This window comes from Staphylococcus kloosii (genome assembly GCF_003019255.1).
Taxonomy (GTDB): domain Bacteria; phylum Bacillota; class Bacilli; order Staphylococcales; family Staphylococcaceae; genus Staphylococcus; species Staphylococcus kloosii.
In genome coordinates, this window is the sequence record NZ_CP027846.1 from 1,362,162 (window position 1) to 1,383,160 (window position 20,999).

Annotated in this window: 17 protein-coding genes; 15 read left to right on the forward strand and 2 right to left on the reverse strand. The window is 30.6% G+C overall.

Going from position 1 to position 20,999, the window contains the following annotated elements; all coding sequences use genetic code 11:
* The first annotated feature begins 107 nt into the window (after window positions 1-107).
* Window positions 108-518: a YolD-like family protein gene (locus C7J89_RS06865; protein WP_103296171.1), complete on the forward strand. Its 411-nt coding sequence runs from the start codon at window positions 108-110 to the stop codon at window positions 516-518.
* Window positions 519-1,134: 616 nt separating this feature from the next.
* Here the strand turns inward: C7J89_RS06865 and C7J89_RS06870 are convergent.
* Together C7J89_RS06870 and C7J89_RS06875 are read right to left on the reverse strand one after the other, a co-directional pair.
* A complete protein-coding gene (locus C7J89_RS06870; RefSeq protein WP_103296172.1) occupies window positions 1,135-1,773 on the reverse strand; it encodes an HD domain-containing protein in 639 nt (212 codons plus the stop codon).
* A gap of 293 nt (window positions 1,774-2,066) precedes the next feature.
* Entirely contained in the window at window positions 2,067-2,249 is a 183-nt protein-coding gene (locus tag C7J89_RS06875) for a hypothetical protein (RefSeq protein ID WP_103296183.1), read from the reverse strand.
* Between the two features lie 372 nt (window positions 2,250-2,621).
* Here C7J89_RS06875 and C7J89_RS06880 point away from each other — a divergent pair, with 372 nt between their 5' ends.
* The 14 genes from C7J89_RS06880 to C7J89_RS06945 all read left to right on the forward strand — a co-directional run bounded on the left by C7J89_RS06880 (window position 2,622) and on the right by C7J89_RS06945 (window position 20,995).
* Window positions 2,622-4,517 (forward strand): glycosyltransferase, encoded by a 1,896-nt coding sequence (locus C7J89_RS06880; RefSeq protein WP_159031773.1) that lies wholly within the window; start codon window positions 2,622-2,624, stop codon window positions 4,515-4,517.
* Window positions 4,518-4,778: 261 nt separating this feature from the next.
* The gene (locus C7J89_RS06885; protein ID WP_103294881.1) at window positions 4,779-4,997 is read left to right on the forward strand and encodes a hypothetical protein; all 219 of its coding nucleotides are present in this window, start codon (window positions 4,779-4,781) and stop codon (window positions 4,995-4,997) included.
* Window positions 4,998-5,277: 280 nt separating this feature from the next.
* Window positions 5,278-5,994, forward strand: coding sequence for a trypsin-like serine peptidase (locus tag C7J89_RS06890; RefSeq protein ID WP_103294882.1), 717 nt, complete (start codon window positions 5,278-5,280; stop codon window positions 5,992-5,994).
* 743 nt (window positions 5,995-6,737) lie between these two features.
* Window positions 6,738-10,133 (forward strand): YSIRK-type signal peptide-containing protein, encoded by a 3,396-nt coding sequence (locus C7J89_RS06895; RefSeq protein WP_219727442.1) that lies wholly within the window; start codon window positions 6,738-6,740, stop codon window positions 10,131-10,133.
* A 205-nt stretch (window positions 10,134-10,338) separates the two neighbouring features.
* Complete coding sequence (locus tag C7J89_RS06900) at window positions 10,339-11,184, forward strand: NAD(P)H-binding protein (RefSeq protein ID WP_233432425.1); 846 nt, start codon at window positions 10,339-10,341, stop codon at window positions 11,182-11,184.
* A gap of 630 nt (window positions 11,185-11,814) precedes the next feature.
* Window positions 11,815-12,489 (forward strand): Wzz/FepE/Etk N-terminal domain-containing protein, encoded by a 675-nt coding sequence (locus tag C7J89_RS06905; protein ID WP_103295754.1) that lies wholly within the window; start codon window positions 11,815-11,817, stop codon window positions 12,487-12,489.
* Window positions 12,490-12,502: 13 nt separating this feature from the next.
* On the forward strand, window positions 12,503-13,189 hold the full coding sequence (locus C7J89_RS06910) for a polysaccharide biosynthesis tyrosine autokinase (RefSeq protein WP_103295753.1): 687 nt from the start codon (window positions 12,503-12,505) through the stop codon (window positions 13,187-13,189).
* Window positions 13,186-13,935, forward strand: a complete 750-nt coding sequence (locus tag C7J89_RS06915; protein WP_103295752.1) for a tyrosine-protein phosphatase — start codon at window positions 13,186-13,188, stop codon at window positions 13,933-13,935. Before C7J89_RS06910 ends, C7J89_RS06915 begins: the two co-directional genes overlap by 4 nt.
* Before the next feature lie 26 nt (window positions 13,936-13,961).
* Entirely contained in the window at window positions 13,962-15,764 is a 1,803-nt protein-coding gene (locus C7J89_RS06920; RefSeq protein WP_103295751.1) for a polysaccharide biosynthesis protein, read from the forward strand.
* A complete protein-coding gene (locus C7J89_RS06925) occupies window positions 15,757-16,950 on the forward strand; it encodes an MATE family efflux transporter (protein WP_103295750.1) in 1,194 nt (397 codons plus the stop codon). Before C7J89_RS06920 ends, C7J89_RS06925 begins: the two co-directional genes overlap by 8 nt.
* Window positions 16,940-18,142: a hypothetical protein gene (locus C7J89_RS06930; RefSeq protein WP_103295749.1), complete on the forward strand. Its 1,203-nt coding sequence runs from the start codon at window positions 16,940-16,942 to the stop codon at window positions 18,140-18,142. The genes C7J89_RS06925 and C7J89_RS06930 overlap by 11 nt, the downstream gene beginning before the upstream one ends.
* Window positions 18,143-18,147: 5 nt before the next feature.
* Entirely contained in the window at window positions 18,148-18,699 is a 552-nt protein-coding gene (locus C7J89_RS06935; protein ID WP_103295748.1) for an acyltransferase, read from the forward strand.
* Between the two features lies 1 nt (window position 18,700).
* On the forward strand, window positions 18,701-19,702 hold the full coding sequence (locus tag C7J89_RS06940) for an NAD-dependent epimerase (RefSeq protein ID WP_103295747.1): 1,002 nt from the start codon (window positions 18,701-18,703) through the stop codon (window positions 19,700-19,702).
* An 18-nt stretch (window positions 19,703-19,720) separates the two neighbouring features.
* Window positions 19,721-20,995, forward strand: a complete 1,275-nt coding sequence (locus C7J89_RS06945) for a nucleotide sugar dehydrogenase (protein ID WP_103295746.1) — start codon at window positions 19,721-19,723, stop codon at window positions 20,993-20,995.
* The last annotated feature ends 4 nt before the right edge of the window (window positions 20,996-20,999 follow it).

Sequence of the window (20,999 nt, forward strand, 5' to 3'; positions counted from 1 at the left end):
TTTATAATTCTTAGGTATCTAATAAAAAGTTCGCATCTTAAAAGGGTGCGTATTTTTTTATTTACTTATACGAACATACGTTCTATTATAGTAAAGAGGTGACTGAGATGAAAATCATTAATAAAGGTATGCCAGAACCTTATTGTTATGAATCTGACTATCGTAAAATACCACGTAAGTACTTAAACCCACGTATTCCCAGAGGGAGAGGTAACGTAAAATGGCAGCCATTTGCTACAATGCCAGAGCAGTTCGCTAGGATAGAGCAATATATGCTTGACCAAAATAAAATAGAAAGACCTATGTTATCAGAAGATCAATTAAATATTTTAAATCAAAAATTAATAGAAAAAATGTTTAATCATCCACATATTGCTTTTAAATATTTTGAAGATGGATATATTAAAGAAATAAATGGATATATTCATAAGGTAGATGTACATAACTGTGAATTGCAATTGTCTATTAACGGTGAGATTACAAAGTTTAGCTTAGTAGATATAGTAGAAATTAACTAAAAAAGAAAGATAGTAAATTATACTGACACATGAAATAGCGTACTAAAAATTATTGTATTAATTTTTATTATAAATCGGTGGGACGTTGCATAATATGATTATTTTCATATATTTTTAGTAGTTTACTTTATGCTAAACATTGGAACAATGCTAAAACTTATTATTATATGATATGACATATTAAATTTATAAGTAGATTTTGCATTAAACTCCTTATTATTTACTTAAAGGCTATAGAATATATATTTTTCAGTAAATATAAAGTAATATTTTAATAGTTTTTATTTAATGTGGGAGGGGGTTAGTGAATGAACAATAAATATTTATTGCTTAATAAGATTGTTGCAGCGAGTATCTTTGCTGAGGGATATTTAATTATTTCAAGAATGTTTTGGAGATAAGTATATACCTAGAGTATAAGACTCATTGTAAGGATTGAAATAGGCTATATAAATGCGAAGGGGACAACAATATTATTTGTATAAGCACAATTTTTAGTCCCACCTAGGCAAGAATGACTAGCATTGAAAGTAGCTTGATATAGGCTCATTCTTAATTAAGTCATCTACTTCCAATGAAAATTAGAGCCTGAAACGATATGTCTCAGGCTCTACATTTATTGATCCCATTTTGAGCGTAAGATACAAGAACAGAAATTATTTTGTGGATATTCAGGTTCAAAGTATTTGATGACGTCTGATTTAATATTGCCAAATGTTGTTTCTGGTTTGTGTTTAAAACCATCATAAAATGCTTTAATCACATCTTTTTTAAAATTACCTCGTGGAAATTTTGTCACTATAGCTTTTCTAATATCATCAGAATATTGGTTCCAGTTGTCACCCATAACATCCATACCTACGCCATGATAAAGTAAGGCTACGTTATTTTCTTTATGCTCTGCAACACCGAGCGTAGTATGCAAAGCAATCGCATCCCAAGCCAATTGTAGATCTCGTTCATCGTAATTATAAGTATCTAAAAATTGTCTTACAGCGTTGGCACCATCAACCTCGAATCTTAAATCATCACTACTATAATGATTTGTAAGTCCTAAATCATGGAATAAAGACGTAATATATAACAATTCTTTATCATATTTTAAATTATCTTGAGTCCCCTTAATTTCACCAAATAGATATACTCGATTTGAATGGTTCCAAATGAGTTCATTTCCGTATTCATGCACAATACCTTGAGCATCTTGAACAATTTTACTGTCTGGTACATTAATTTCATCAATATTATTAATCATATTAAAACGCCCCTTTAAGTAATATATGTATAAATTCCCTTAAAAGACTAACTAAAAACAAGACTTAATAAAGATTGTAGACTAAATTAATTTGAAATTTGATGTATATAGTTAATAGGGACAGTATTAATTAAATAATAGATTTTGATGTATTAAAAACAAAATTTCTTATTACAATAAAAATAAGTAAAATATGCGCTATTGTTCTATATAAAAACACTTTCGACTAAACTCATATTAATATGAATTCAATCAAAAGTGTCTTTTATTATATATGCTAATGATCACGAAAATTAATTATCATTATTATTAAAAAAGGAATCGACTACATCAGCTACATTTTCACGAGAATCGTCTTTTTTAGATTTTTGTTTAAGGTCTTCGTCATCTATTTTTTCATCCATAATACCTTCAATTCTATTTTTTACTTCTCTTCTAGTCCATCCCATTTTTTTAATTTCTTTTTCATAATCCATGCTGTATTAGCTCCTTGGTATTGTTTCTATTAGTTTTTGGAATTGTTCTTAATTTAATTTACATAATTAGAAATTTTATGCTATTAAATAATAAATTATGTTAATCACTCACATTATATTGTATTTTACAAATTTAGTAAATATTCTGCATCAATTTGTAACAAATTAGAGTATTTGTAACTAAATTTTTGGTGAAATGTGCCAATTCGTAGTTGATCTAAAATTAAAAGAAAGGTAGTTTAAAATAAAATTTTTTTACTTTAACAATATATATATTTCAAATATCGATAATAATATTACTCTAAAACTATAATTTTTTTATAATTTGTGTTACTCTCTAATACAAGTAAGTATTCTAAAGGGGCGTTATATTTGAAAAATATAATATTTATAACAAGTAGGTTGGACAAAGATCACGGTGGCTTAACAGCATCTTTGTTAAACAAAGCTAGAATTTTATATGATTATGAAAATATAAAATCTAAAGTATTAACATTTCATGCTGACCATAATTTTCGGGAAACAAGCGCAGAAATTAAACAAAGATATGACTTAGAGGGCAAAGTCGACATTATTAATTTAAATGATTTTTTTAGAACGCAATGTTCAAATAGGGATAAAAAGCAATATGATGTAGATACGGATGGGTTAATCAGTGTTAAGGTGAATGATAATAAAATGGAATACTATCATGAGGGTTTAAAAAAACTTGAGGTCACATATAAAAATGACTTAATTCACGAAGTTAAACATTTTAGTGATAATAGTATATGTGTAAAAAAAGATATTATTGATAAAGATGGTTATTTATATTGGACAAGTTATTATTATGATAATAAACTTTCTCGCCAAGTATTTTATAAACTCGATAAAACACCTATTGTTACAAGAGAGTACGATGCTACAAGTAACAAACAAAAAATAAAAAACGTCGTGTTATTTGAAGATACACCAATTAGGTTTGGCAACTTTGATGAATTTAAAGAATATTTTATTAAACAGTTTATTACAGATGATTACACTTATTTAGTTGGGGAAGCTAGAGCACTTGATCCTAATATAATGAATATTACCGATGCTAGAGTTAGGAAAATATTTATGACACATAGTATTCATTTAAGACCTGGTACTGACGTTATAAGATTAGGAAATAGACAAGTTTTAAATAATTTAAATGATATTGATGCACTCGTATTACTCACTCAACAGCAAAGGCAAGATATCATTGATAGGTTTGGCTATAGAAATAATTATTACGTTATACCACACTCGATTAAAATTTCAGATATTTCGCAAAAAAGAACGCGTGATAAGGTAGTGCTAATCTCACGGTTACATGAAGAAAAAAGGTTAGACCATGCAATTAAAGCATTTAAGCAAGTAGTTAAAGCTAAACCAGAAGCAACATTACATATTTACGGCGATGGAGATGAAAGAACTAAATTACAAAACTTAATCAATAAATTAGGTTTACAAGAACATGTAAAATTAATGGGTTATTCAAGCGATGTCGATGAAATTTTACAGACTGCTGCCTGCTCCATACTTACATCACAATATGAAGGGTTTGCATTAGTGATCCAAGAAAGTATTGCGAATGGTACGCCTGTTATTGCTTATGATATTAAATACGGGCCGTCTGATATGATAGACCACGGAGTTAACGGTTATTTAGCTGAAAATGGAGATATAGAAGATTTAGCATCTTCTATAATAAATTATTTAAATAAATCAACATCCGAGCAACAAAAGTTTTCTGCAGCTGCAATTGAAAAAGCGAGTCAATTTTCTAATGAAAACTTTGCTAAGTCATGGGTGAAGTTATTTGAGCAAACAGAAGAGAACAAAACTGTGTTTAAACCTGAGGCAAAGCTCATAAATATTAATCAGAAAAAGATCAATAAAAATAAATATAAAATAGATATAAAAGTGAAGTTAAATGCTGAAAAAAATGTACAACCAGAATTTATAGGTGTTTTTTATCATAGATCTACTTTAGAAAATAATAAAATATCAAAGTGTGATTGCGTCGATACTAAAGTTACTCAATTGGAAGGGGATTTATTTAAAATTGAAGTACCATTTCATGCTGATAAATATAAAAAGAAAGAAATCTATGATTTATCGCTAGAAGTGAAAGATGAATCACAATATCATAATATTAGAATCGGTAACCAAAGAGAAAGTTTTAATATTCAAAATCTAGCTACTCGTAAAGTTAAGCCATACTATACAAAGAATCACGATAATTTAAGTTTTAAATTATAAAACATAACATTTAAACTTATTAATTCATAATACTTCGCTATGTTAAGTTAAAGTTAGCATAGCGGAGTTTTGTCGTTTATTAAAAGTAAATTATCAAAGAAAGTTAGTAAAAAAGTTAGGCAATATAAGTTGTAGTATTTAAGTAAATAGATATAGATTTATAGCTATTTCTAATTTAAACTCATCAAATTTAGTCTAGAGTAAGATTAATGTTAACAAGTAGCACATGACTACCAAATAATAAATGTTTGAGGTGATGACATGCCTAACAATATTGATAGAAATGAATTTGAACAATATGAAAGAAGAATTGACGAAATGTTTGAAACTTTAAATGATAAAATAAATAATTTACCTAATATTATAGAAGATAAAATGAAATATCAAATTGCGGATATAAAAAATACCCAAATCAAGTGGTTTGTGGGCACTATACTTGTCACGCTTGGGTTAGCCGGGAGAGTATTCGGTTTGTATTAGAGTCTGGGACATAATAATGTCTTCAGGCTCTAATTTTTATTGTCACTAGATGACTGAATTAAAAATGCGGTTATATCAAGATTATTTCAACTCAAATCATCTATGCCGAGGCAGGGCTATAAAATTTTCTTATAAAAATAAGATTTTCCCCGCTCCTTTTTTACTTTATATAAGAGTGATCTTTACCTATTTAACGTGAAATATATATAAATATATAAATTTAGTTTAATATTTTAGATACTTTACTTAAATATTAATATTTACAACAAGGAGTGAAATCATGAAAAAAATATTAATGCTTTTATCTATATTTGTTACTTTACTTTTTGGTGCAGTACCACAGGCACAAGCTAACGACGAAGGTGTTATCGTTACTGATACGACTCAGGGGAATCATTTATTTACATCTAAATTTGAATTCGATGGCATTTGGAGTACAGCGGTAGCGTTATCGCCGACAACGTATTTAACGGCGGGTCATGCAGTTAAATATCAAAGTCAAGAAGCGGAGTTAGGTTATATTTATCCTGCATATTCGGGTATTTTAGATCCATTGTCTTATATGCCAATTACGCAAAGTATTAATTATACCAATAATAAAATTACAGGCGGCAAGGACATTGCACTTATAAAAGGCACTGAACCTTCTAAAAGTATGGAGCACTATTTAGCTGAAAAAGCACCTAAGATTAAAGTGGTTGATGAAATAAGTGATTTTATAGGTCAAGAGGTATATACAATCGGCTATCCTAAAGAAACGAGCGGTAATTACCAAGTAAAAAAAGAAGGTAAAATAACAGCTAAAGGCAATACGTCAGGAGGAAAAACGATTGAAACTGACATCGCGCCGACTGCCGGTGGAGGACAATCTGGTTCGGGACTTTATTTAAAAGAAACTGATGAATTAATTGGTATATTGTCAGGCGTAGGTGGTTCAAGTACATATTTTGCACCTATAACAACTGAAGTAAATAATTGGATTGAAAATAATAAATAATGCTATAAATTATATTGAAAGTTAGATTATTTTACTCAACTATCTACAAAATTTACTAAATTCTTAAAGACTATGTACTTAACGACATAATATAAGTATTGTTGTCACGAAGAGTTACTCGCTCTTCACTACAAAAACTGAATATCTGTATTCATAAACATGATGATAGAATTCAGTTAACACTTCGAGCTTAAAATTTGGAAGGAGGTTATTTATAATGAGTAATAAAATTCAATTATTAGGTGTAGCGAGTTTTTTATATTTAACTTTTAATGGTTATATTTTAGCGTTTTAATCATTATTTTAGCTAATATACTCACATCACATACTATGAGACGAGTCTGGGACATCATATTGTCTTCAGGCTCTTTTTTTGTTGTCAGTAGATGGCTGAATTGAAAATGCACTTATATCAAACATTTTTAACTTTCCGAGTCGAGACTATAAAACTTCTTACAAATAAGATTTTTGTCACGCTCGCTTATTTTTAGCAGCACAAGATGAACAATAGTCAAAAATATACTATTGAATCAATTAGAATGATTGTTATCAAGTATATACGAATGAGCAAAACTTTTTATTTTTACCTATTCCACTCTATTATTTTACTTAAAACTGAAAGTATCTTTTATTAATCATTAAATGTATTTATAATACTGATTTGACTAACGCTAATAAATTTATATTATATAACTTTATTAGATTGTGTTAGGCAAAAATTTAATAATGGGAGTAGGATTAAATTGAAAAATATTCAAGAATTTGCAGCTAGAAAACACAACAAATATTCAATTAGAAAATTTAGTGTCGGTATCGCCTCGATATTAGTAGGAAGCATCTTTTTCTATAATAACAACGCTCAAGCATCGGAGAACCAACCAGTACAAGAAGGCTCACAAGTTACAGAAAGTATTGACGATGATGCACAAGGACAATCTCAGCAACAAAATGACACGGTAGATGCAACAAACAATGCGAATACTAATGCGAACGAGGGTGCTCAAGTTAGTGAGCATAATACCACAGCTGATAACGTTTCTAATAGTGTTCAACAACCTAATGCGCAAGCTACTTCAAGTAGTAGTCAACCGCAAGTGGTACAAGCTCCTGCAGTAAATTCAGCGGATAACAATCAAGGACAAAGTGTTTCAGAAGCACCTAAAGTTTTACAACAAGCTCAAGTGGCTCCAAAAGAAATTGCGGCAAATACAAAAAAAGTTGACGTTTTAAAATATGTTGAAGAAAACAAGCAATATTTAACTGAAAATGAACGTCAATTCTTTTTACGTGCAGTATCTAGAGAAGTACAATTTCCAGATAAAGATTGGCAAAATATTTATAAAGGACAATATAACTCTATCGGTGCTGATGTTAATGATCGTGTAGTAGGAGAGCAAAAAGTAAGAGGAGTTAAAACAGTTGTAGATGCTGTTCAAAGACTAATAGCCGATCGTGATAAAGATAACTATTATACTGATTTAAGATTAGACGATACAGCTAGACGTACAAATAGTTTTACAGTTAGTAATGATATCGTAAAGGATGACGAAGGTAGACAATCTATTAAATTAGGCTTAAGAAAAGAATTTGTGCCAATTTCATACCCACAAGGTGGTAAATGGCATCCATGGAACCATCGTTTCGAACATTGGGGATTACGCACAAGTGAATCGCTAAGTAAAAAGATTGAAGAAGTTAGAGTTCAATATAAGTGGAATAAGAAAGCCTATGATCAAGTGATGACAAGAGACAAAGATGGGTTCTACTGGCATAAAGATGACGAAGCTAACGGCTATAAACCACATTATGGCGGTGGAGTAGACTTTTTAGTCAAACTTAAAAAAGGCGTTATCCTAAACAAGGATGAAGACAAAGCATGGGGTCATATTATTAGTGACGCAAGGCATTTCCATCCTATGGCAGTAGTAAGCTACGAATTTAAGAAGTTTAATTTTGAGAATCAAAATTTTGATAAGAACTTTAACGCTAGTAGTTTAGCGACGCTTAAAGACGCTTTAAATAATAAAATTAATGATGCTCAACGAGGTTTTGCAGACGTAGACGCGAATAAAAATTATTACTTGGGATTAGTTACAGCGGCGGTAGCCAATGTACAAACTGCTGAGCAATATGTTAATGCTAAAGCGAAATTAGCTAACATTGATAAACGTGTAAGTTATGCATTACAAGAAGTTCGTCCAACAACGGTTCAAAATCGTCAAACGGTTAATGCCAATACTAAAGACGTCGACGTCTTAAAGTATATCGAAGCAAATAGTAAATTCTTATCAGATGAAGAACGCAAATTCTTCTTACGTCAAGTTACACGTCATTCAGGTTTCCATAACCGTGATTGGAATAATATTTATAATAAAAATTATGATAGTATCTCTGAAAATGTAAATACAAGAACAGTTGGTGAAAGTAATGTTGCAGAACTTAATAAATTATTAACTGCAATGTACGAGCTAATCGAAAGTAGAAATAACGATCAACATTATAAAGAATTAACAAGCGATCAAGCTAGCCAAGACTTAAATAATTCATTTACTTTAGATAATAACGTAACTCAAAACAATGGCCAACAAACAGTTAAAGTTACTGTAAGTAAAGCTACATTACAATTTTCAGACTATCAAAGTGGCGACTGGTGGGATTGGAAAAAACGCTTTGAACAATGGGGCTTACGTACAAATGAGGCACTTAATAGAAAAATAGATAAAGTCGTCGCGAAGTATCGTTGGAACGGTCAAGATCGTGAAGATGTTTTAGTTAGAGATAGCAAAGGTTTCTATTGGTTTAAAGAGGATGAGAAATTCACAGAAGGTAAAGCTAAAATCGGTGGAGGCGTAGATTTCCATCTAACGTTCAAGAAAGATGCCGTTCTCGACAAAGAGAATGATAAACTATGGGGTTACGTTATCAGTGACTCTAAAGAATTGGAAACAAGGGCTGGAGCTAACATCGGATTTGGTAAAGTTGACTTTACTCCTGTACTAACTACTATTAATACTCAAACTTTGACTAACTTAAAACAAGATTTACTCAACAATATTCAAACCTTAACGCCTGTATTAACTGCAAACGAGCAAAATGCCGAAACATTTAAAACTAAAGCTGAAGCAGTAACTACAAATAATTTAAATGAACAACAATATGAACAAGTTAAAGCGCAGTTAGCGGCAATTACGCAAGAAGTTGCACAAGCGGCACTGAAAAATAATTTAGTTACAGTTCCAACTAATAGAGAACATTTAAGCCAATATGCTAAATTATCAAACGATAATTACTTCTTAAGCTTCCAATCTTTAAACACAGATCCAACTAACTCGCTTAATGCAGATGGTTCAGTGACGCTAAAACCAAACGGTTACTTATTCTATAATTTAAAAGCTGAAAATGCATTAGCGCCTGGTAAACAAATTAACCTAACAGTATTAGCTAGTAAAGTTGATAGTAATGCTAAATTTGAATATGCAGTACAAGGTGAGAATAATAATTATATAGTTGAAGTTACTCAAATACCTAAGATTGGTGAAGGTCAATATAAATTACAAAACTTTACGATTCCACAAGGTGCGAAGAAGTTTGCGCTTCGTTTAGATAACCGTCAAGGTACGACAGATACGCACGTAAATCTATTTACGTTAGTGCCTGAAGATAATCAGAAAAATAAAGCAGAAAACTTATTAGTAATTCCTGATAACTTCCAACATATCGGTAACTATGCTAAATATATGAAAGACGGTCAATTTTTAAGTTTCCAAACGTTAAATACTCAACCGATTAATTCATTTAATCCAGATGGTTCAGTAACGTTAAAACCAAAAGGTTACTTATTCTATAACCTTAAAGCGGAAGGAGAGTTAGCTCCAGGAAAACAATTTAATATTTTAGTAATGACAAGTCAAGTTGATGCAAATACGAAATTGGAATATGGCTTCCACGACCAAAATAATAGATTAAATAATACAGTAACTGCTATTACTAAAACTGATGAAGGTTCATATAGAATAGATAACGTTACAGTACCGCAAAATGCGAAAGATGTCGCATTAAGATTAGATAACCGTACGGGTACTTCTGATACGATTATTCAAGGTGTATTCGTCTTACCGAAAAAAACAACAGAAGTTTAATATATACAAAGGCAACTCGTTAAGAGTTGTCTTTTTGTGTTTATGGAAACAATTTTTAAGGTAAATAGGTATAGAAATTAATATTTAATGGATTGTTGTGTTAAATTAAATTTTGTAAGTTTAAATAGTTTGAACTAAATAAATTGCTTTGACTTTTCATGAATGATACATTTTACATTGTAAATTTAAATAAAAGAGGTAATAAATGATGATAGTTATAACGGGAGCAACAGGTACATTAGGTCAATTAGTTGTGGAGGAAGCATTAAAAGTATATCCGGCAAATGAGTTAGGGGTAAGTGTACGTGATGCTTCAAAAGCACAGTACCTTGCTGATCAAGGTGTCAGTGTGAGAGAAGGAGATTTTAAAAAACCAGAAACGCTAGCGACAGCATTTAAAGGTGCTGATCAGTTAGTAGTTATTTCTGGGAACGGACAAGGTGATGAATTAGTTCAAGCACACACTAATGTAATCAATGCAGCGAAAGAAGCAGGTGTATCAAGATTACTTTATACTAGCCAAATTGGTAGTTCACCAGAGTCACACTTCCAACCTATGGTAGATCATTATAAAACTGAACAATTACTAGATAATAGTGGACTAAACTTTGTATCTTTACGTCATGGTTTTTATTCAGCTAGTGGACAATTCTTCTTTTCACTTGGTATAAAAAATGGTGAATTACGTTTACCTAAAGATGGACCGGTAAATTGGACGACTCATGAAGATTTAGCAAAAGGTTTGGTAGCAATATTACAAGATGAATCATTTGATCAACAAATTCCTATCTTAACAAGTAATCGCGCATTGACAATGGAAGAAATTGCTCAAGAATATACACAAGAAAACTTAACAAGAGTTGTGATTAGTGATGAAGAATTTTATGAACAACTGAATGCAATTCCTAATTTACCTGAAGCACAGAAAAACATGTTTATTGATATATTCCATGCAAGTGTAGAAGGTGATTTTGATAAAGCTTCTCCTTTATTAGAAGAACTTATTGATAAAAAACCAGACGACATAGTGACTATTTTAAATAACAAATAAAATAGCTATAGTGAGATTTAAGGATATAAGTAATAGTTAAATTACAAATAGCAATTTCATATTTATATCTTTTACTTATATGTATATAAATTTTACTTAGATTATAGATTTTAACATTAAAGAAATAATTGTTGATATAATAATTGTAGGTGTTATTACACCATTTATCTCCATTAGTAACACATAGGGTTAAGGGACAATCGCAAAAGCGATTGTCTTTTTTGGTTTTAATATATATAAAATATGTATCTTCTTAAGTACTTAAACTTCTTTATTAAATGCTTTTAATTATCGTTATTTAAAATAAAGCTCTTAATAAAATTGCTGCAAATATTAAGCAATGCTACTGCTCGTCGCTTCTTTTTTACTTTTTATGAACTTAATTTTACTTTGCTTTGCAAAATTAAATTTCATAGTTTAAATAGTGCTATAATGCCAATGTATATAAACATAAAAATATATTATGTTTATATTTACTATTTAATTTCTTATTAATTAAAATAGAAATTAAATATGCTTGTTCGATGTTCTCGAGAATGAAAATAGAAAGAGAGATAGGAGCGTGACATGTTTGGAGACATAAAATTAGAACTCAAATATGACCATTAAATAGTAGTTATAGGAGGCAACATGAATAGTACTTTAAATTTATTAGAAATTAGGAAAATAGTTAGAAAGAACATCGTTTTGCTCATAACTGTGCCGCTTATTTTTTTGTTTATTAGTATCGTCATAACAAATTACTTTATTGATGATAAATATGTAGCGAAAACACAATTATTAGTATATGAAAAAAAGACACAGCCTCTAAACTTTAATAATAAAGTACAAGAAATTCAATCAAATTTACAACTCGTAAATACGTATTCAGAAATTATTAAAAGTCCTAGAATTTTAGACAAAGTTGCTAAAGACAGCAATATAATATATGAGGCAGATGCATTAGCTAAAATGTTAACTGTAACGAATCAGACGGACACACAAATTTTAAATATAGCGATTCAAAGTAAAAATGCCAAAGAAGCTGAGCGTATCGCAAATAATGTAGCAAAGACTTTCCAAAAAGAAATACCTAAGATTATGGATGTAAATAATGTATCTATATTATCAAATGCAAATAATTCTGCTGTACAGGTATCACCTAAATTATTAATCAACGCAACTATTGGTTTTACAAGTGGTGCAGTGTTAACGATTATTATGATAGTAATTAGACATTTAACAGATAAACGAATAAAAAATGAAACAGATGTAAAAGAAAACTTAGATATTCCTGTACTTGGATTAATTCAAAAATATGATTGAGAAGAGGGCAAAAATGTTTAAAAAAACTGTAAAGAATACATCAAATCTATTTGTACATCATAATCCTAAATCTGTGATAAGTGAAAAGTTTAAAACAATTCGATCTAATATAATGTTTTCGAACGCTACAAAAAGTATTTTAATCACGTCTGAAAAGCCTTTATCTGGAAAAACGACAATTTCTTCAAATATCGGTGTGACATATGCTCAAGCAGGTTATAGAACGTTAATTATTGATGGTGATATGCGTAAACCGTCACAACATTATGTGTTTAATTTATCAAATTCTGCAGGTTTGTCGAATTTAATTATTAATAAAGCAACTTTTAAAGAAGCTATTAAAAGCACTGAAATAGAAAATTTGCATGTATTAACGTCAGGCATTGTACCTCCGAATCCGTCTGAATTAATTGGTTCAAAAAGGTTTGTTGAAATTTATAAAACGCTAGAAGAAATTTATGATTTTATAATTATTGATACGCCACCTATTAATGCAGTTACAGATGCTCAATTATTTGCACAAGTAGCTAAACATAGCATTTTAGTTATTGATGTACAAAGAAATGATAGGGATGAAGTGAAAAAAGCTAAAGATTTATTAGATGCTGCGGGAGCAAAAATTATCGGGGCCATTCTTAATAAAGCTTCATTAGACAATACGTCGGATTATTACTATTACTATGGAAAAGATAAACAATGATAGATATACATAATCATATTTTACCTGGTATTGATGATGGTCCGAAAGATATTGCACAGTCAATCGATTTGTTGCAACAAGCTAAGTCACAAGGTATAACAGGCATTATAGCTACGCCACATCATTTAAGTCCAAGATACACGAATAACATTCAAAATGTTAAGTCATTAATTAATGAAATGATGCAAATCCCAGCAATTAGAAATATCGGTATAACTATATACCATGGACAAGAAATAAGGTTAACTGATCAAATTGTAGATGAAATTACGAAAGGGAATATCTCTGGGCTAAATGATTCGCAATATTTATTGATAGAGTTCCCATCAAATGAAGTGCCATTATATACGAAACAATTGTTTTATGAACTACAACTTATGGGATTTATACCTATTATTGCGCATCCAGAAAGAAATAAAATATTAGCTAATGATCTAAATATGCTATTTGACTTAATTAATATAGGTGCTTTGAGTCAATTGACAGCTAGTTCACTATTAGGAAACCTAGGCAAAAAAATACAAAAAACTTCACTCAAAATGATTAGTTATGGACTAGCGCACTTTGTGGCATCTGACGCACATCATAGCGTATCAAGACCTTTTGAAATAAAACAATTATTTAAACATAGAAAATTAAAAAAATTAAATACCAAAATTGAAACGATGTTTAACCATTCGCAATTAATAATTGAAAATTCAACTATAGATAAGCAGCAACCTATTAATGTTACCACCAAGAGATAAATTAACACAAAGTAGAGGTGAATAGAATGACACATTTCAATACTAGACAACGCTTATTCATTCTTACTGCAATAGATTCTCTCATCGTTTCATTCTCAATATTTTTAGGGTATTTTATTTTAAAACCATTCTATGAATTTTATCCTATAAAATTTTTAATATTAAGTTCCGTTATTTTACTCATATCTCATTTTGGGACCGCATATTTTTTCGGTCTTTATCATAGAGCATGGGAATATGCGAGTATTAGTGAACTAATGATTATAGTTAGATCAATTACGACATCAATATTAATTACCGCAACAATCGTGTCTTTAATTTTGTGGACCCATCTATTTATTAGATTGTACTTTATTACATGGATGTTGCATTTAATTTTTATTGGTGGTTCTCGCATGTTTTGGAGAGTTTATAGTAAAAAGGTGATTGGTCAGCCATTAAAGAAAAAGCCAACATTGATAGTTGGTGCAGGCCAAAGTGCATCATTATTGTTAAGACAAATGAGTAATATGGCTATGGAACCGGTGTTGGCTGTAGATGATAATCCTAACAAACAAAAGATGGTATTAATAGACGGCGTGAAAGTACAAGGGACGATAGCACAAATACCTGAGTTAATAGATAAATACAAAATCCAAAAGTTAGTCGTAGCAATCCCATCTCTTGAACAATCTAAACTGGCGAGTATTAATGATATGTGTAACGAAGCTGGAATAGATCTTTTTAAGATGCCCAATATTAATGATGTATTATCAGGGGAACTTGAAGTAAATCAATTGAAAAAAGTAGACGTCGAAGACTTGTTAGGTAGAGATCCTGTCGAATTAGATATGGCGCAAATAGCTAAAGGTTTAACGAACCAAACTGTGTTAGTCACTGGTGCTGGTGGTTCAATAGGTTCAGAAATATGTCGTCAAATATGTAATTTTCGGCCTCAAAAAGTAATTTTATTAGGTCATGGTGAAAACAGTATTTATTTAATTAATCAGGAACTAGTGAATAAATTTAAAAACGCAATAGAAATAATTCCAATTATCGCCGATATTCAAAATAAAAAGCAAATGGCTACAATAATTAATAAATACAAACCACATGCAATCTATCATGCTGCGGCGCATAAACATGTACCATTGATGGAATCAAATGTAGAAGCGGCATTTAAAAATAATGTTATAGGTACGAAGAATGTTGCTGAACTAGCTAAAGCTGCGCACGTTAAAAAGTTTGTGATGATTTCGACCGATAAAGCTGTTAACCCAACTAATGTGATGGGGGCTAGCAAACGTATTGCAGAAATGATAGTGCAGAGTCTTAATGATAATAAGAGTCCGACTCAATTTGTTGCTGTTAGATTTGGTAACGTGCTTGGTTCGAGAGGTTCGGTTATTCCTTTATTTAAAAAGCAAATTGAACAAGGCGGTCCCGTTACAGTTACTCATCCAGACATGACGAGATATTTCATGACTATACCGGAAGCAGCAAGATTAGTGTTACAAGCAGGAGCGCTTGCAAAAGGCGGTGAAATCTTTGTGTTAGACATGGGAGAGCCAGTAAAAATTGTCGATTTAGCTAAGAACTTAATTAAATTAAGCGGGAAAAATAGTAACGACATTAAAATTGAATATTCTGGGATTCGACCTGGAGAGAAATTATTTGAAGAGTTATTGAATGACGATGAGGTACACCCTCAACAAATATACGACAAAATATATATAGGAAAATCAAAAGTATTTGAATCTGCAAAATTATATCAATGTATTAAACAAATAGGATTAGGCGACATCGATATTATAAGTTTTGCTAAAAGAAGTGAAAAATATCTTGAATAAGAATTTTTTAGTTTATTTAGCTGGTAATGTGATTTTCGGCTTTACTCAATGGTTCGTAATCGTCTTAATCATTAAATTTGGCACAAAGTTAGAACTCGGTGCATATACGTATGGAGTAGCTGTTATAGCACCTATACTACTGATGATGTCATATGGTTATAGCACATTAATAGTTACGAAACCTGAACTACAAAAATCAATGATCTATCTCACACGATGGCTCAATATGACCGTTACATTCACATTGTATGGATTATTCGTTTGGTTATTGTCAGATATAACAAGTGACTTATATAAATTAATGGCTGTAATTGCCTTAAGTAAGATTGCAGAAAGTTTAATGGAAATAGATTATAGCTATGCTATTAAGTTAAACAAACATTGGAAAGTCGGGGTTTATAAAATTATCTTTTCACTGTTCCAGCTATGCTTAATCGTGGTGGGTTACTATAAATGCGCTAATTTATTTCTTCCATTATTAATTTATAGTACAACAGTTATTATTTTCGCAACTTACAAAAGTAGAAGGCAGCTTAGCTTCAAAACATTTAATTGGCAACAATTGTTAATGTTAATAAAGTTTGGGATGCCGTTGTCTATCGCTTTGTTTTTATCATCTTTAAACACCAATATACCTAAGTATGCTTTAGAGAATTATAAATCACTTGTTGATGTAGGTATCTTTAGTAGCTTAATCATTTTTTACTCAGCAGGAAATGTTTTTTATTATTCATTGTACAATTTTTTATTACCGCGTGTTGTTGATCGCCAACACAATAGATCATTTTTACAACGACTATTATTGTTGATACTAACGGGTAACGGAGTGATTTTGCTTGGATTAATAATTTTAGAGGTTTGTTTTATAGAATCTGCTATTAAATTAGTATTTAACGCTCAATTTTTAAATTATAAAAGGGAACTTCTTATTATTATAACTAGTAGTTTTGCGGTTTATACCAGTACATTATTAGATTTATTTATTAACACGTTCCAAAAATACACATACAATACTGTTACTCAAATTATTAGTGTGTGTGTAGTGTTTATTGGAAGCATATATTTGATTCCAATTTATTCAGTTTTTGGAGCTGCGTTAACATTTGTACTTTTTGCGATTACCGTTTTTAGTTTGAAATTGCTTATATCAATTTTCATTATTAGAGGAGTTAAACATGGGGATTAAATCAATAATTGTTGCTTTAATTTTTCTTGCTTTATTAGTGGTATCTCTATGGCAAGGTTATGGTAATTTTTTTATTCTGATTTTTTTCAATTTATGCGTTTTATCTTTTATGTTGGTTAAGAGATACGATATTAAATTGATAGTACTTGTTTTAATACAGTGGATTTTATATGCGTTTTTCTTAGTGATTCATCAATATGTGCATATTTTGCCAGGTTCGGGAAACGACGATTTACGCTTTGAAAAATTAGCCGATAACTATTATTATCATTATCTTTTTGCAACCAATGTGGATTTATTTCAGAATTCTAGAGCTTATTCACAATTTTTAGCAGTAATTTATTTTATAGGGAGACCCCATATTTTAATTCCAGGATTAGTAAACATTACCGTACATACAGTAACAGTTATTCTACTTTATAAAATATGTATGCATGTTTTAAGTAATTCAAAAATTTCCATTATAACTGTAACGCTGTATACGTTTTATCCTATATATATATTTACGACTGTAATTACATTAAGAGAAATGTTTATCATTATGTTTATTATGTCATTTTTACACGCACTATTAAAATTATATAAAACAAAAAATATTAGTCATTTCTTTTATGCAGTTTGTGCCATAATCATTGGCTCAATTTTTCACATTGGCTTATTAGGGTTGTTGTTGGTCTTAGCATGTTATTTTGTCGTTATATCTAATGTACATATGACATTTAGAATATTGCTAGGTATTTTGTTTATTACTAGCTTTGTTATTTTTATTGTAAATTCTAACGATGCAAAGGTACAAAATACTATTAACACAGATGACCATACGAAGATTCTAGATCTTAATTCGAGAGCAGATTATATATCTGTAAATGAGGCTAACGGTATACAAACCAAGTTGAAACAAGTGACTTATTTTTTGTTAAAACCGTTTCCGTGGGAGGTTCGCACGCTATCAGACATCATTGGATTATTTGATATTTGTGTGATTTTAGTAGCTACTTTTTTAGCAATACTATTATATAAGCATACTAAAAATAAAATGATTTTGATTGTTTTATTTACTGTTTATGGCATGTTCATCACTTTCGCAATAGGCACGTACAATTATGGAACTGCTCTAAGACATAGGGACAAAGTAGCAATGCTTCTAACTATGTTTATAAATTACTACATATTTTACAAAAAAAGGAGGTAAGACGTGTGGTATTTAAAGTACTAAGGGCCATTAGTAAATTGCTAAAGTTATTACCAGTTAATTGTCGTTACATGCTTTATGAATTAAATACAGGAACAAATTTAAAAATACAAATTGCATTTAGATATGTTATTGTAGCAAGTTTATGCACAAAAATAGGAGATAACGTTTTTATTGGCAAGTATGTTTCTCTTAAACATTTAAATAATATTGAATTTGGAAGCAATGTCAGTATACATGATATGTGTTATATCGATGGCTACGGTGGCATCAAGATAGGTAATGACGTATCAATAGCACACGCTTCTTCAATATTAAGTTCATCACACACTTGGCATAATAACGTTGTGCCAATTAAATATAACGACATTATTAAGGGACCTGTAATTATTTCCAATGATGTTTGGATAGGTTGCGGGACAAGGATTTTAAGTAATGTAATGATAGAAGAAAGAACAATTATTGCAGCAGGCACCATAGTGAATAAAAATCTTCCAACGGGTCATTTAGGTGCTGGCGTACCAATGCAAATTAAAAAGAATTTGGAGGAATTATAGCATGAAGGTAATCATTACCGGAGTAGCAGGTTTTATTGGTGCTCATTTAGCACGCAAGCTTATTGACAAAAACATTATTGTTATTGGTATCGATAATTTAAATGATTATTATGATGTGAATTTAAAGAAAGATAGATTATCGATGATTGGCACAACTAATTTTAAATTTTACCAGCAAGATATTGCCGAATTAGAACAACTGCAAGAAATTTTTAAAAATGAGGAACCTAATGTTGTTATAAATTTAGCTGCACAAGCGGGTGTAAGATACAGCTTAACGAACCCGCATACATATATTGATGCTAACGTAAAAGGTTTTATGAATATCTTGGAATGTTGTCGACATTATCAAATTGAGCATTTAATTTATGCATCTTCTAGTTCTGTATATGGTGCTAATACCCAACAACCTTTCAATGTTCATGATAGTGTCAATCATCCACTCAGTATTTATGCAGCGACAAAAAAGGCAAATGAATTAATGGCACATACTTATAGTTCTCTTTATCAATTGCCAACGACAGGGTTAAGATTTTTCACCGTATATGGACCATGGGGTCGACCAGACATGGCATTGTTTAAATTTACAAAGGCTATCATAAATGAAGAAAAAATTGATGTTTATAATTACGGCAATATGATGCGTGATTTTACATTTGTAGACGACATTGTGGAATCAATTTCAAGACTAGTTGAAATACCTGCAAATGAAAATAAAGCATGGGATAGTGTGAACCCGGATCCAGCAACTTCTTTTGCACCATATAAAATTTATAACATCGGTAATAGTAAACCAGTTAAGTTGATGGATTTCGTTGAGGCTATCGAACGTAAGTTAAATAAAAAAGCGATTAAAAATTACATGGAATTACAACCAGGAGATGTACCTGAAACATACGCAAATGTAGATGACTTGTATAGAGACATTAATTTTAAACCACAAGTTAGTGTAGATGAAGGCGTAGGACAATTTATCGATTGGTATGTAAATTACTATAAATAAAGAAAAGGAATGTTGTCAGTGAAAAAGAATATTGCAGTAGTGGGTTTAGGATATGTTGGACTTCCAGTAGCTGTCGCATTTGGCAAAGAAAATAAAGTAATAGGTTTTGATGTAAATACACAACGTATTGAAGAATTAAATAGTCATATTGATTGTACGAATGAAGTAACTATAAATGAATTAAAAGAAGCAAATATTAAATTTACCAATCATAAAGAGGAACTAACTACAGCAGATTTTATAATAGTAGCTGTTCCTACACCCATAGACGAACACAATCAACCAGATTTAACACCATTAATAAAAGCAAGTGAAACAGTAGGGTCAGTATTACAAAAAGGGACTATTGTCGTCTTTGAATCTACTGTATATCCTGGTGCAACCGAAGAAGTATGTGTGCCAATTTTAGAAAAAGAATCGAAACTTGTTTACGGCAAAGATTTTTATGTAGGATATTCTCCTGAACGCATTAATCCTGGAGATACGACACACCGATTTACGACCATTAAAAAAATTGTTGCTGGTCAAAATGAGACAATCACAAATGAGATGGCTGAAGTATATGAGTCTGTAATTGAAGCGGGTGTTTATAAGGCTTCATCGATTAAAGTAGCAGAAGCTGCTAAAGTCATAGAGAATACACAACGCGACGTCAATATTGCCCTAATGAATGAATTGGCAATTATTTTTAATCAATTAGATATAGATACATCAGAAGTGTTAAAAGCAGCAGGAACAAAATGGAACTTTTTAAATTTCAAACCTGGTCTTGTCGGAGGGCATTGTATTGGTGTTGACCCATATTATTTAACTTACAAAGCAGAATCTATAGGGTATCATCCTGAAGTTATTTTGTCTGGCAGAAGAATAAATGATAATATCGCCAAATTTATCGCTTTAAATATTATAAAAGCATTGATTAAACAAGGTATAACAATTCAAGGTGCCAAAGTTAACGTCTACGGGCTTACGTTTAAAGAAAACTGCCCAGATTTAAGAAACACAAAAGTGATTCAAGTAATTAAAGAGCTTAAAGAATATGGGTTAGAGATATATAGTCATGATCCGGTTGCTGATAAGGTAGAAGCTACGAAAATTTATGGTATTGAGTTACAAGACTTTGAAACACTGCCACAAGCAGATGTAGCAATTTTTGCGGTAGCACATGATTTATACTTACAACAAAAACAAAGTTATTTAAATCTCATAAAAGATAAAGGTGTTATTTGCGATGTTAAAGCTATAATTGCTGACGACGATGTTAAAGCAACCCAATATCTTTGGAGGTTATAATAGT